This window comes from Streptosporangium amethystogenes subsp. fukuiense, assembly GCF_042665875.1.
In the GTDB taxonomy this organism is placed as follows: domain Bacteria; phylum Actinomycetota; class Actinomycetes; order Streptosporangiales; family Streptosporangiaceae; genus Streptosporangium; species Streptosporangium fukuiense.
This window is the reverse complement of sequence record NZ_JBHTEE010000001.1, coordinates 7,581,662-7,594,416: the sequence shown is the minus strand read 5'-3', so window position 1 is coordinate 7,594,416 and position 12,755 is coordinate 7,581,662. Positions and strand designations below refer to the sequence as shown.

Sequence of the window (12,755 nt, the reverse complement as noted above, 5' to 3'; positions counted from 1 at the left end):
CCACTCCTTTGCCCCGGGCATGCGGAAAGAGAGACGAAAGAATCGGATTTGCTGTCCCGCTGGCGGGACAGTACTGCTCAGCCGAGCGACTGGGCGATTTCCATGAGGTACTGGCCGTATTCCGAATTCTTCATCCCGGCGCCGAGCCGGTGGCAGGCGTCCGCGTCGATGTATCCCATGCGCACCGCGATCTCCTCCAGGCAGGCCACCCGGACGCCCTGACGTTTCTCGATGACCTGCACGTACTGGCTCGCGGCCAGAATCGAGTCGTGCGTGCCGGCGTCGAGCCAGGTGAAACCCCGCCCGAGCCGGACCAGGTGGGCCCGCCCCTGCTTCAGGTACGTCTGGTTGACGTCCGTGATCTCCAGCTCGCCGCGCGGCGAGGGCGTCAGATCCCTGGCGATCTCCACGACGTCGTTGTCGTAGAAGTAGAGCCCGGTGATCGCGTCGTTCGAGCGCGGGCGGAGCGGCTTCTCCTCGATCGACACCAGCGCACCGCTGCCGTCGACCTCGCCGATGCCGTACCGCTCCGGGTCCGACACCGGGTATCCGAACATCGTGCAACCGTTCAACCTGGTACGACAGGCCCGCAGGATTCGCGGGAAGCCCGCGCCGTGGAAGACGTTGTCGCCCAGGATGAGCGCCGTCTGGTCGTTGCCGATGTAGTCCGCGCCGATGATGAACGCCTCGGCGATTCCTCGCGGTTCCGCCTGCTCGGCATAGGAGATGTCGAGCCCCAGATGCGACCCGTCGCCCAGCAGGTTGCGCAGCGCGGGGAGGCTATCCGGCGTGGAGATCACCAGAATGTCCCGCATGCCGGCCAGCATGAGCACGGAAAGCGGGTAATAAACCATTGGCTTGTCATAGATGGCCAGCAGCTGCTTGGACGTAGCCAATGTCAGGGGGTACATACGCGTACCGCTACCGCCGGCGAGAACGATTCCCTTCATCACCCGTCCTCTCCTCGATTTCGGGATGAATGCAGCGCAAGAGTAATCAGAGTTTCGCCCGCCGGCCAAGCAGCCGACCCGGTCGTATCCCTTCCCGGAAAACAGCGATGCCGTTTATCGTGTTGACGGGTTCGCTGTCAACCACATCGTTCCGGAAATCCGCGGCCCGGCAGCGACAGCCGCATCCGATTCACACAAGGGATTTCCCGCAAGCGATGAGAAGATGTCACGAACCCGCTCCGCGTGCTCGCCCGAACGGCCCATCGGGACCGGCCGTCGTTCGGCACGGACCCGATGTGCTCGTACACCACCTCCGTGGACGCAACCGCCGGAGGGGTCAAGCGGCCAGGCAGAAAAACAAGGCCACGGGTCTATGCGGGCGCCGGGGTCGGGGCCGGATGGGGGCATGGCCAGGTTTCCGGCAGATCTCCAGCGCCGGGATCACAAGCTGATTCCAAGCCAATAGCAAGATCGACGGAGCAGGGTGATGGCGCACGTCGGCCTGCTGGAGCTGTATAGGACCGCACCCGACGTCTCATCCGTCCGCGCACTCGAAGCTTCCTCTGACCGACCTGGTCGAAGCCGTCACGTCCACTCCGGAGAAGAGCATCTGATGCCCGAGTCCGGCTCGTCGAGCACCGATGGCCCATCACGCCGTCCCGTCAGAGGGCGCATGCTGGCGACCGTCGCCACCCTTGCGGTGTCCATTTTGGTCGTCCTGTTCTGGCAGTCGGACAGCCGCGAGACGCCCTCCTCGCCCGGTGGTTCCACCACGGACAAGGGTTCTGCCCCGGCGGCCCGTTCTGCGGCGACCGCCCCCTTCGGCACGCAGATCTATGTGCAGGCCACAGATCACATCGCCGCAGTGGAGGCGTTGGCGGTGACGGAGTTGAACGGCCGCCCAGTCGCCGTCACCGGCAGCACAGACATGACGGTGCGGGTGCGGGACCTGGCCACCGGCAAGCAGATCGGCGCACCGTTCGTCCACCCCGACGTGGTCCGGACGATGACGGTGGCCCGGTTGGACGGCCTTCCGGTTGTCATCTCCACCGATCGAAGCTCGGGCTTGCAGGCGTGGAGCCTGTCCCCGCCCTATCCGCCCATCGGTTGATCCGGTTGCCGACCGACTTGGGAAGGCACCGCGTCGCCCCGGATGTCGCAGCCCGGGGCGACCAGACCGGGCCCCTACAGAAGACGTCGCGCGGGACCACGCGGGCCGACGCCCTGTGCTGCTCGCGATGATGAACCGAACATGAAGGAAGACGCATGCCTGTCCTCAGCCCCGTATGTACGTCTCGCGATCGGGGAGTTCTCTCCGCGGGGAGGGGCGCCGCCCACCCCCCGGCCCCGGCGGTGCGGACCGCCCGCCGCGCCAACGGTACGGCAGCCGCGGCGGTGGCGATGCTCGCCGTCTGCCTGCTCTCGGCGTGCGGCTCCGGCGGCTCCGGCGGCTCCGCGGCACCGTCTTCCCCTCTGGGTGGGCACTGGCTGGTGAAACCGCTGCCGCAGCGGACGGCGGGCCTTCGCCTCGACGCCATGTGGCCGTCCGCCACGCGGGAGGAACTGCTGTCCAACCGGCCCTCCGTCGGGGGTGCTCCCGTCTACGACACGGTGGATGCCCGCTACGAGGAGACCAAGAAGGCCAAGGGCCGCAAATGGACCAGGCTCCTCACATTCACCGGATATGACGCAAGGGTCGTCACCGACCAGTGGCAGCCGACCGTGGACGACATCCTCGGTACCTTTCAGGCGGTCGGCACACCGGGCGAAGACTTCGAGATCCCCACGGGTCCGTTCGGCGGCTACGCCCGCTGTACCGAAACCCTGCTCCTGGACTCCGCATCGGGCATGTGTGCCTGGGCCGACGACGGCACGGTCGGAATCGTGTACGGCCCGAACTTCAACGCCGCCGAACTCAGGGATCTCCTCCCCCCTTCCGCGCCGACGTCGAACGCTGAGCGTCGGTGAGGACAGGCTCGCCGACGGGCGGAGTCGCGTGGTGGCCTGTGGATGTAGGACAGAGGTGACCCGCTACCACGCGATCTACCAGGAAGTATCGGTTCCCCGCGGCTACGGTGTTGACCACGCCCTGCCCGGCGACCTTGAGGTCGTAGTCCTACAGGGCGCCGCTTTGGTCGTGGACCCGGTAGTGGCCGCTCAACGTGACCTTGCCTGCCGGACAGCCGGCCTCAATCGGTGAAGGCGACGCTGATCGCGTGGCTGTCCTCGTGCATGTGGTAGCCGCTGATCCTGGCGTCGGTGACGGTGAAGTGCAGGGCGAAGTCGTTGGTGAACGCCTTGCCGGTGGACAGCACGCCGAAGCGGCTGCGTCCGGTCACCACGGCGTGGTCACCGTCGAGGACGGTGGCGTTGACGGTGAACTCGTCGGCCGGGGTGAGCTCCGTACCGAGCAGGGTGAAGAACTCGGCGATCTCGTCCCTGGTGGAGCGGGTCCCGGTCCAGGGAACGTTCGGCGCGCCGGGGACGGAGAAGTCCACACGGTCGGCGAACAGGTCGAGGAGGCCGGGCAGGTCCCCGCTGCCGAAGCGGGTGAAGAAGGCGTCGACGATCTCGCGGGTGGTCTCGGGCGTCACGGTCATGTCTCTGTGCCGATCTCTCGTGTCTCTGGGGGTGGCAGGCAGGTCGGACGGAGGCTCGAAGGCCTCCGGTCCGGGTGTGATCAGCCGGGTTCCGGTGGGGCCCGGGTTTCACGCCGATGCCAGGGCCGGGATGGACCACATCTCCAACTGAACAGTTGGAGTTTGGCATGCCCGCCACCAAATGTCCAACTATCTGGTTGGAATCTTGTAGGCTGCCTCCATGGCCTGGGACACCGCCAAGACCAAGCAGCTCCTCCTCGACGCCGCCGTCCAGGAGTTCGCCGAGCACGGCCCCCAAGGCGCGCGGGTCGACCGCGTCGCCGCGCGGGCCGGGGCGAACAAGGAGCGCATCTACCAGTACTTCGGCAACAAGGAGCGGCTGTTCACCGCGGTACTCGAGGCCGAGTTGGCCAAGGTGGCCGCCGCCGTGCCGCTCAGCGTCGAACAGGGTGCCGACCTCGGCGAGTACGCGGGACGGGTCTTCGACTACCACTGCGCACACCCGCACTTCCTGCGCCTGCTGGCCTGGGAAGGGCTGCAGGACGGCCAGGTCGCGGTGGCGGCCGAGGACGAACGCACCACCCACTACGCCGACAAGGTCGCAGCCCTGGCCAGGGCTCAGGCGTCCGGGGCGATCGGCGAGGACCTCGATCCCGCGCACCTGTGCTACGCCGTGTTCGCACTGACCACCTGGTGGTTCTCGGCTCCCCAGATCGTGCGCATGCTCATGGCCGGGGTCGCCGATGACAGCACCCGGTCGAGGCGCGAGGCGCTGGTCCGCATGGTCCGCCGCCTGGCCGGCTGACCGCCGACAGGAGAGCGGAGGGTCCGGCCTCCGGCGCCTACCCCCTCGGTCTGCCGCTGGGCGGCGTTCGCGGTGGCCACCACCTCAGCAGTCCAGATCTCCGCCCAATGCGCGGGCTCGACGTGGGCCTTGACCGCGCCTGGCGAGAAGTCCCCACCCGGGGCAACGTACAACGGACGCCGCGGGGTGCGCCTCACACCGGGTTCGGCGTCGCGGCCAGGTTCTGCTTGACGTGCCGGGTGACCTCGTCGGCGAGGATTTCGGGGAGGCCCTTCTCGATGCCGTCCAGGGCCTGGGCCGCGACCTCGGCGGGATCGACCTTCCGCTCGGCGGGAACGCCGGCGGCCATGTCGGTGTCCATGTACCCGACGTGCAGCGCCGAGACGGTGATGCCGCGAGGTGCCAGCTCCTCGCGGATCGCGTTGGTCTGTGCCCACGCGGCGGCCTTGGCCGCCGAATAGGACCCGGAACCGGCCGGGTGCAGCCAGGACAGCACGGACAGGACGTTGAGCACGGCGCCGCCGCCGTTGCTCTCGATGACCGGGGCGAAGGCCCGCGTCACGGCGAGCGGCCCGAAGAAGTTCGTGTCCATCTCCAGCCGCACCGAGTCCAGATCACCGGCGACCAGAGGGGTGCCGGTGAAGATCCCGGCATTGTTCACCAGCAGCGTCGCGTCGGAGGCGATGCCGGCCGCGGCCCGGATCGACTTCTCGTCGGTCACATCCAGGTGGAGTGGGACGGCACCGGCCACGTCCACGCTCTCAGCGCGGCGGGCCGCCGCGTACACCTTCGCTCCGCGCTCCAGAAGCTGGACGGCCAACTGCCGGCCCAACCCCCGGTTGGCGCCGGTGACCACCGCGACCGTGTCCTTCAGTTCCATGCTTGCTCCCAGCGTCGCGGGCGGTTCCGATGACCGAGCCCGGAAATTAGATTACGTTAATAATCTAAACCGGAGGATAGGATAGATGTCAACCGACATCCAACTTGAGAGGTGGCCGATGGGCCGCGTGTCGCAGGCGCAAGCACAGGAGAACCGCAAGCGGGTCGTGGCAGCCGCCTCCCGGCTGTTCCGCGAGCGGGGCACGCAGGTCAGCGTCGCCGACCTCATGAAGGAGTGCGGGCTGACCCACGGCGGCTTCTACAAGCAGTTCGCCTCCAAGGAGGCGCTCGTCGACGAGGCCACCGCCCACGCCTTCGACGAGTTCGCCCGGCGCCGCGCGGCAGGACCGGAGCAGCGGGCGGCGATCGACACCTACCTCTCCGTCGAGCACCGCGACAACCCGGCGGACGGTTGCCCCGTCGCCGGGCTCGCCACCGACATGGCACGGGAACTCGGTGATCACGAGGCCCACCGCGTCTACGCCGAGGGCGTGAGCGACTTCGCCGAGTGGCTCGCCACCGAGGACCAGGACGGCATCACCCGGCTGTGCACGATGCTCGGCGCACTCGTCCTGTCCCGGGCCACCAAGGGCTCCCCCCTCTCCGAGGAGATCCTCACCACCGCACGCGCGGCCTTGACGGCGAACAGCTGACCCGGGACACAAGGCCGGCCGGTCCGGCGCCGACATCACGTTCACGCCGGACGGCGTCGTCCTCGTCGACCACGGCGACGGCATGGACGCCGTGGTCGGCCGGGTTGTCGGCGCGACGGCGGCGGCACTGGCCGACGGGACATGGGCCCGCCTGAAAGCCTGCGCCAATGACGGTTGCCGGTGGGCCTTCCACGACCACTCCCGATCCCGGACGGGCCGCTGGTGCTCGATGCGACTGCGCGGGAACCGTGTCGATATGCCGCTAAGATCATCCGCATCGTCACTCGAATCCGGGCCGCCATCGGACGATACCGCTTCGGGCGCGCGGCTGCCGTCGTCGTCGCGCTCTACCTGACCGCCGTGGCGGTAGCCGCGGTGCTCGCCGCCGTGTCCGGCGACCTGTCGGCGCTGTCGGTGGCCGCGACGGCCTCGATGTGGGGCGTCTCCGCGGAGGAAGACCGGCTGGGTCTGCTGCTCGCCGGGATCTGCGGGCTCAACGCGTGGATGCTGTGGCAGGTGCTGCGCGGTCCCGCACTGCCGCGCGCCGAGGGGTTGCCGCGCGGCGTGGTCTGGCTGCGACGCCTGCTCTATGTGAACGTCGCCGGCGACCTGGTGCTCTGGGAACTCGTCGACGAGCTGTCCGGCACCGTGGAGTACGTCGCGAGCCTGGTCGTGTGGGCCGCCACGGTGATCCTGCTGGCGCGGGTCGTCTCCGGGGTCTCGGCCCTGTTCCGGGCGATCGCCCTGGCGCTCGGCCTGATCGGCGTGCTGACCCCGGCGTTGCTGCGCTTCCTCGACGGCCCCGGCCTCCAGGTGATCAGCCTGCTGGGACTGGCGAGCTTCGGCTGGATGGTGATGATCCTCGTCGGGCAGCGCCGCGACGGGCGGTGGAGCAGCGCCACGATCGACATCGGGCGGATCGCGCTCGTCGTCCTGCTGGCCTTCCCCGTGCTCAACCTCGCCTTCCAGTGGCTGCTGTTCGACGGCCCGGTGCTCGTGGTGAACGCGCTCGGCGTGTTCCACACGGTGTGGCTGGCACGCACCGCGCACGAGCTCGCCGGGCCCGCCGGCATGCCCGCCGCTGAAACCGCCACACGGCCCGCCACCGGCCGCGGGCCGCGGCCGATCGCCGCCGTGGCGCTCGTGCTGCCGCTCGTCGTGGTCGGCGCCGAGGAAGGCGCCCGGTTCAGCTTCACCGGCGCGGACGAGGCTTGCCGCGAGCGGATCCGGTCCTACGCCGACACTCCGCCGCAGGACCGGCGGCGGGCGTTTCTGTGCCTGGCCAGAAACGACACCTACGCGGGGGGCCCGATGTTCCCCGAGGACCTGCCGGACCAGCGCATCCTGGCCCACGGCGAGAGACTGTGCGCGGTGCCCGGTGTCGAGGAACGGCGGGAGCTGCTCCGGCGGGCGGGCGGATCGGCGGGCGCGGGCGAGCTCGGCGACGCCCTGGAGTTCCTGTGCCCCGACGTCGTCGCCCGGCAGCGGGCGGACGAGGCGCGCGAACAGGCCGAGCGGGAGCGGGAACTGGCCGCGTGGGAGAGCGAGATGAACGCCCGATGCGTCGACCCCTGGCCGAAGCTGCGGGCCAGGCGGCAGGGCACGGCCGCGTACCTGCTCTTCGAAGGGGGCGGCTATGACGTCTTCGACGACCGGGACAGCACCGAGGGCGTGGGCGGTGACATCTTCAAGGCCATCGACGACGGGTTCATCGACGCCGCCGGCAGCAGCGCCGCCATCACGACCGACGGCGAGAACGCGCCGATGTGCCTGACGGTCAAGGCGTTCGGCGCCGCCCCGCCGCTCCGGCTCAAGGGCTGGGAGCGGGTGGTCGAGGTGGGCGTCATCAGCCGCAGCGGCCGCCTGGTCGTACCGCCGTACCCCGAGGGCGGTGACAGCGGGGCGATCAAGCCGCTGCCCAACCTGGCCGTCGACGGCCCCGGCCGCTACCGGATGCGCGTCTACGCCCGCGCGTTCGAGTGGAATGAGGATGACCCCGACGCGCCCGTCGAGGAGCACCTGATCGTCGTCTACCCCGGCCGTTCCGCGACGAAGGTCGTCCACCGCCCGTGGCGGTGACCGGTCGGCCGCCCTGCGTGCGGACCGTGCGCGAACACGCGCAGCGGGGACTCCTGTCTGGATGACAACCGGTGCCACGAACAAACCGTGTGGGCCGTCCGGGGAGCATGCCGCGTCGAACTCCTGACGTTTCTGAAACACGTCCTCATGTATCAAACCCTCCCCCTCGCCTAGGCCGATGGGTAGGATTTGATACATGAGGATGAGGGAGGAACGGGCGCCTGAGGGGCGATTGGCGGCCTTGCCGCCCACGTTCACCGCTGCTCAGGCGCGTCGTACTGGAATCTCCTCCCGTGATCTTTCCCAGCTGGTCACGGACGGAAAGCTCGACGAGCTGTCGCGAGGGGTCTACCGCCACGCGAGCGCTCCGGAGACAGCACATCTTGATCTGCTTGCCGTGTGTACGCGGGTCCCCCGCGCGATCGTCTGCGGAGAATCAGCTCTTGCTCTTCACGAGCTCATCGACGACATACCCTCCGCTGTTCACATCGCAGTGGCGCGCGGCAGTCATCGCCCGTCGATCTCCTATCCACCTGTCGTGGTGTCCCAGTACACAGTCAGCACATTCGACCTCGGCCGCGAAGAGTTCCAGGCCGCTCCTGGAGAGAGGATTCCTGTGTACAGCGCACCCCGGAGTGTGGTCGACGCGATGCGACATCGTCATCGGATCGGAGAGAGCTTGGCGCTTTCCGCGCTCGGCCGGTACCTGCGCACCCGCGGTGGTTCGGCGGTCAGTGACCTTCAGGACATGGCCGAGAGGCTGAACGCGATGCCCGTGATCCGTCCCGCGGTCGAGGCGGTGCTGGCCTGATGCCCAACCCACCCCGCGCTGACGTCGCAGGACAGGTGTACAACGACCTGCGTGCCCTGGCTCGCCGCGAGGGCAGATCCACTGATGAGGTCATGGTCGAGTACGTGCTCGAACGATTCCTCTTTCGGCTGGCCGCCTCGCCGCTCGGTGGACGGCACTTCGTCCTCAAGGGGGGCCTGCTTCTGGCTCAGTTCGGCGCCCGCCGCATGACGAGGGACATCGACATCCTTGGCCGTGCTTTTCCAGGAGATGACGCCGAGATCATCCGACGCATAGCGGGGATAGCCGAAACAGTCGTCGAGGATGGTGTGGCCTTTGACCCGGCCTCACTCAGGACGGTGCCAATACGCCAAGACGACGAGTATCACGGGCTCCGGCTCTCCATGGCCTCGAACATCGCACGCGCCCGGTTGAAGCTCCAACTGGATGTCAGCTTCGGCGACCCCATCACACCCGCGCCTCGGCTCATCGACTATCCCCAGCAACTGGCAGGTGGGAGCTTCCAGTTGTACGGGTACCCTCTCGCCACGGTCATCGCCGAGAAAGTCGTCACGGCGGTATCCCTGGGTGCCCTCAACACTCGGGATCGGGATTACGCCGACATCTACCGGTTGATCTCTCTCAATAACTTGAACGGTGACGAACTTACCGCCGCAGTCAGGGCCACTGCCGAGCACAGAGGCGTGATTCTCGAACCGCTGAGTTCTCGGATAAGCGATCTACCTGTGCGACGACAGTCCTCGTACTCGGCCTGGATACGACGACAGGGCCGGACTGACGCTGGTCACCCACCGGACTTTGTCGAGCTGACGGATCTTGTCACCACATTCGCGGACCCTCTCGTGGTGGGTAAAGCTGCCGGGCGTACCTGGGAGGCCGAACACAGAGCATGGAACTGAGCCCAAGGTCACCCTTCGTAGGGTGCAATACGGGCACAAGTGAGATGGCGCGACGAGCGCATCACGGGGTGGGCCGTACTCGCCACGCCGGTTCAGCGGGCGGGCCGGTTGGGCGGCCCGCCCGCGTCACGCACCGCGTTTCACCCTCACGCGGTACGTCTTCGACGACACGGCAGCCCTGGATCGGGACCGCCGTGCCCGTTCAGAAGTGGCCGATAGTGGCCGAGCCGGAGGTGAGCGCCCAGCGGTGCAGGAGCGCGGTCGTCTCGGCCTCGCGCATCTGGGTTTTCAGGCCCTCGATGGTCCGGTCACAGATGATGAGCGGTTCCGGGGTGGGCCAGGTGGCGATGGCGTGGAAGAGACGGCTGCCGGTGCCGTACAGGACGGGCCATCCCGGCCAGGTGATCTCCAGCATCGCGGCCTCGGCGCGGGCCTCGTGGTCCCAGGTGTACTGCGGGACCGGGGCGGCGGTCTGGCCGTCGCGGTGACGCCCCCGGGCGGCGGCCAGACAGCGGCGGATCACGAGACCACCCGCCCTGCGGCCTGTTCCTGCGCCTGCCTGGCGATGGTCTCCTGCCGCTCGGTCTCGACCCGCAGCGCTTCCAGACTGTCGGCGTCGACCGTCCGCTCGGCCCCGGCGTGGAACGCGACCAGGGAAAAGGGCTTCTCCCGGCTGGCCCATAGCCGCCCGGCATCGCTGAGGATCAGCCGCCAGCCGGGGATGGTGGGCTCGGGGCTGGTGGATCTACCATCGTTCACTGATTGGACCTCCATCCGATCAAGGGCCCGTCCGGTCGTTCGCAGCGGTGGACGGGCCCGCTTTGTACAGCGGACAAGGACGTGGAGAGGTACGTCGTACCGGCCGGGCGGCTGGCACGAAGACGTGGTGACCACTGCGCATCGCAGAGCGCGGGTGGCCGTTCGCCTTGGGCTCGGCGCGGGGCTACTTCTGTAGCCGTGCCGGGATGGTCTGGTGAGAGCGGACCTGGACGGGCACGCTGGGCGAAGACGGCAGGGCACCCGCCGGGGTAACGGCGTCGGTACGACGGGCGTGGCGGCCGGGGTCTGCTCGGGTATTGACGAGATGGTCTCGGCCAGGGCCGCAGGGGCGGACGGCTCGAAGCAGGGCAGAGAACGGTCTCCGGTCCGACGAGCCCGCAGGCGGACGTCCAGCAGAGAACCGGAAGGCTGAACATACTCGTGATCGGCGGGCCGGTCGGCGCAGCCGTGCGCGTAGGGGGCATGCCCGCAGGTGGCACAGCCCATCGGCATCGGCGGCACACCGGCGAAACAATCGCAGCCACTCGTCGTGGCCCGGTCGAGAACCGGAGCACTAGGGTTGTTCACGGATCAGGACTCACTTCCTGGCCAAGGGCCCGTCTGGCGGTGCAACGACAGAGCGGGCCCGCTTTCATTTCACGTATCTGCAGTTGAGAAAGCTAGAGTGCCATGCTCTACCAAGCTCTGCCATGCTCAGCCCTAAAAGAGCGGGCGAGAGCATGCCCTCCTACGGTCTGTCGCATGGGTGGACCACAGGAGCCGGCACCGCAATGGCGCCAAGACAGGGCACGTTGGAAGCAGGCGTACGACATCCTGCGCGGCCAGCTTGAGCGCGGTGAGTACAAGACCGGATTCCCCATCCCCAGCCTGGCCCAACTGGAGCAGCAGTTCCCCGACCTTGCCCGGAACACGATCCGCAAGGCAGTGGACCGACTGGAGCGAGAGGGGTTCGTGCGAGCCGAGGTCGGCGTCGGCACGTTCGTCCGACCGTCAGACGAGTGGGAGCCGACCGGAGACTGAACTCCCGCTTGGGGCAAACCACTCGGGCAGTTCCTTCTGTCATGGTCTCCTCACTCGGAGTAGCGGTACTGTTGAGCCATGATGCAGTCGCACTGTGCGACCGCACAAGCGCTGTGCGTATAGATTTTTTACTGAATCCCTAGCACACTGAGCGGCATGACGAAGAGCCCCACAGTCCGGCAGCGTCGTCTGGGCCGTGAACTGCGACGACTCCGGGAGCAAGCCGAGCTCACGCCCGAGGCGGCAGCTCGCCCGCTTGGGTGGAGCCGATCCAAGCTCAACAGGGTTGAGAACGCGCGGATCACGGTGACTCCCTCGGACGTCGCCAACGCCTGTGACCTGTACCGCGCGGACTTCGCGACGAAGACCGAGCTGATCCAGCTCTGCAAGGATGCCGCCGTACGTGGCTGGTGGACCGCCTACTCGGATGTCTTCACCGGTTATTACATCGCGCTCGAAACCGAGGCGACGACTATCCACAAGTGGGAGCCGATCCTGATCCCGGGCCTGCTTCAGAGCGAGGAGTACGCCTATGAGGTCATCCGTGCAGCGAGGCCCGAGCTGACCAAGGCCCAGCTCGACCGACACGTCAGCGCCCGCATGACCCGGAAGATCAACCTGCTCGGACCAGGTGCGCCAACGCTGCACGCCCTCGTAGACGAGGCCGCGCTACGTCGTCCGGTCGGATCGCCCGGCCTCATGGCCCGCCAACTCAGCGACATCCTCCAGATCTCCGACTGGCCCAGCATCACGATCCAGGTCCTCCCCGCTGCAGTCGGCGCACACAGCGGCATGGAAGGCGCCTTCTCCGTACTGGGTTTCGGCGACGAGGATCCAGAGGTGGGCTATACCGAATGCTCCAGCGGAGACGTTTACATCGAAGAGGCCGACCATGTGCTGCGACTTACCCTAAGGTTTGAGCGCCTTCGCGGCGTCTGCCTGTCCCCCGAGAAATCTGCGGCACTCATAGCCGCGGTGAGGAGCAGCCATGATCTCCCCTGACCTGTCCGGTGCCGAGTTCCGCAAGTCCAGCCTCAGCGGCGGCGGCAACGACTGCGTAGAGGTAGCCACCAACCTGCCAGGCCTCATCGCCGTACGCGACAGTAAGGACCCAGCCGGCCCGATGCTGACCTTCTCCCCGATGGCTTGGAACAACTTCCTGACGGGCATCCGCAGCGAAGAAATCTGACCGAACGCAGGTGCCGCACAGCCGAGGTTCCTCGGGTGCGCCCGGCCGTGCGGCAAGCGCAGGACCTCGTCCTCATATCGTGCTCGGTCT

At 67.8% G+C, this 12,755-nt stretch carries 16 protein-coding genes; 11 read left to right on the top strand and 5 right to left on the bottom strand.

The annotated features are described in order from the left end of the window. Positions 1-77: 77 nt before the first annotated feature. Positions 78-950, bottom strand: a complete 873-nt coding sequence (gene rfbA, locus ACFQVD_RS33750) for a glucose-1-phosphate thymidylyltransferase RfbA (RefSeq protein WP_343962473.1) — start codon at positions 948-950, stop codon at positions 78-80. A 673-nt stretch (positions 951-1,623) separates the two neighbouring features. On the opposite strand from rfbA, the gene ACFQVD_RS33745 reads away from it, so the two are divergent. Together ACFQVD_RS33745 and ACFQVD_RS33740 are read left to right on the top strand one after the other, a co-directional pair. Then, positions 1,624-2,061 carry a hypothetical protein gene (locus ACFQVD_RS33745; RefSeq protein ID WP_343962471.1) on the top strand — a complete coding sequence of 146 codons (438 nt, stop codon included), beginning with the start codon at positions 1,624-1,626 and terminating at the stop codon, positions 2,059-2,061. A 155-nt stretch (positions 2,062-2,216) separates the two neighbouring features. Next, positions 2,217-2,918, top strand: coding sequence for a hypothetical protein (locus tag ACFQVD_RS33740; RefSeq protein ID WP_386368752.1), 702 nt, complete (start codon positions 2,217-2,219; stop codon positions 2,916-2,918). Between the two features lie 221 nt (positions 2,919-3,139). Here the strand turns inward: ACFQVD_RS33740 and ACFQVD_RS33735 are convergent, their stop codons facing one another. Continuing rightward, the gene (locus tag ACFQVD_RS33735; RefSeq protein WP_343962467.1) at positions 3,140-3,550 is read right to left on the bottom strand and encodes a nuclear transport factor 2 family protein; all 411 of its coding nucleotides are present in this window, start codon (positions 3,548-3,550) and stop codon (positions 3,140-3,142) included. Positions 3,551-3,770: 220 nt separating this feature from the next. Here ACFQVD_RS33735 and ACFQVD_RS33730 point away from each other — a divergent pair, with 220 nt between their 5' ends. Next, positions 3,771-4,355, top strand: a complete 585-nt coding sequence (locus tag ACFQVD_RS33730) for a TetR family transcriptional regulator (protein WP_343962465.1) — start codon at positions 3,771-3,773, stop codon at positions 4,353-4,355. 193 nt (positions 4,356-4,548) lie between these two features. On the opposite strand, the gene ACFQVD_RS33725 is transcribed toward ACFQVD_RS33730, so the two are convergent. After that, entirely contained in the window at positions 4,549-5,235 is a 687-nt protein-coding gene (locus ACFQVD_RS33725; protein ID WP_343962463.1) for an SDR family oxidoreductase, read from the bottom strand. A gap of 85 nt (positions 5,236-5,320) precedes the next feature. Between ACFQVD_RS33725 and ACFQVD_RS33720 the strand changes: the two genes are divergently transcribed. The 5 genes from ACFQVD_RS33720 to ACFQVD_RS33700 all read left to right on the top strand — a co-directional run bounded on the left by ACFQVD_RS33720 (position 5,321) and on the right by ACFQVD_RS33700 (position 9,676). Next, positions 5,321-5,887: a TetR/AcrR family transcriptional regulator gene (locus ACFQVD_RS33720; RefSeq protein WP_343962461.1), complete on the top strand. Its 567-nt coding sequence runs from the start codon at positions 5,321-5,323 to the stop codon at positions 5,885-5,887. Positions 5,888-5,969: 82 nt separating this feature from the next. Next, complete coding sequence (locus ACFQVD_RS33715; protein ID WP_386273036.1) at positions 5,970-6,242, top strand: CGNR zinc finger domain-containing protein; 273 nt, start codon at positions 5,970-5,972, stop codon at positions 6,240-6,242. 5 nt (positions 6,243-6,247) lie between these two features. Then, positions 6,248-7,966, top strand: a complete 1,719-nt coding sequence (locus ACFQVD_RS33710; RefSeq protein ID WP_343962459.1) for a hypothetical protein — start codon at positions 6,248-6,250, stop codon at positions 7,964-7,966. A gap of 196 nt (positions 7,967-8,162) precedes the next feature. Further along, a complete protein-coding gene (locus ACFQVD_RS33705; RefSeq protein ID WP_343962457.1) occupies positions 8,163-8,777 on the top strand; it encodes a type IV toxin-antitoxin system AbiEi family antitoxin domain-containing protein in 615 nt (204 codons plus the stop codon). 35 nt (positions 8,778-8,812) lie between these two features. Further along, on the top strand, positions 8,813-9,676 hold the full coding sequence (locus tag ACFQVD_RS33700; RefSeq protein WP_343962455.1) for a nucleotidyl transferase AbiEii/AbiGii toxin family protein: 864 nt from the start codon (positions 8,813-8,815) through the stop codon (positions 9,674-9,676). 202 nt (positions 9,677-9,878) lie between these two features. On the opposite strand, the gene ACFQVD_RS33695 is transcribed toward ACFQVD_RS33700, so the two are convergent. After that, positions 9,879-10,199, bottom strand: a complete 321-nt coding sequence (locus ACFQVD_RS33695) for a hypothetical protein (RefSeq protein WP_343962453.1) — start codon at positions 10,197-10,199, stop codon at positions 9,879-9,881. Next, positions 10,196-10,435 (bottom strand): hypothetical protein, encoded by a 240-nt coding sequence (locus tag ACFQVD_RS33690; RefSeq protein WP_343962451.1) that lies wholly within the window; start codon positions 10,433-10,435, stop codon positions 10,196-10,198. The genes ACFQVD_RS33695 and ACFQVD_RS33690 overlap by 4 nt, the downstream gene beginning before the upstream one ends. Positions 10,436-11,197: 762 nt before the next feature. Here ACFQVD_RS33690 and ACFQVD_RS33685 point away from each other — a divergent pair. From ACFQVD_RS33685 to ACFQVD_RS33675, 3 genes are all read left to right on the top strand, one after another. Beyond that, on the top strand, positions 11,198-11,476 hold the full coding sequence (locus tag ACFQVD_RS33685) for a winged helix-turn-helix domain-containing protein (protein ID WP_343962449.1): 279 nt from the start codon (positions 11,198-11,200) through the stop codon (positions 11,474-11,476). A gap of 156 nt (positions 11,477-11,632) precedes the next feature. After that, positions 11,633-12,478: a helix-turn-helix domain-containing protein gene (locus tag ACFQVD_RS33680; RefSeq protein WP_343962447.1), complete on the top strand. Its 846-nt coding sequence runs from the start codon at positions 11,633-11,635 to the stop codon at positions 12,476-12,478. Next, complete coding sequence (locus ACFQVD_RS33675; RefSeq protein WP_343962445.1) at positions 12,465-12,665, top strand: DUF397 domain-containing protein; 201 nt, start codon at positions 12,465-12,467, stop codon at positions 12,663-12,665. The genes ACFQVD_RS33680 and ACFQVD_RS33675 overlap by 14 nt, the downstream gene beginning before the upstream one ends. Positions 12,666-12,755: the final 90 nt, after the last annotated feature.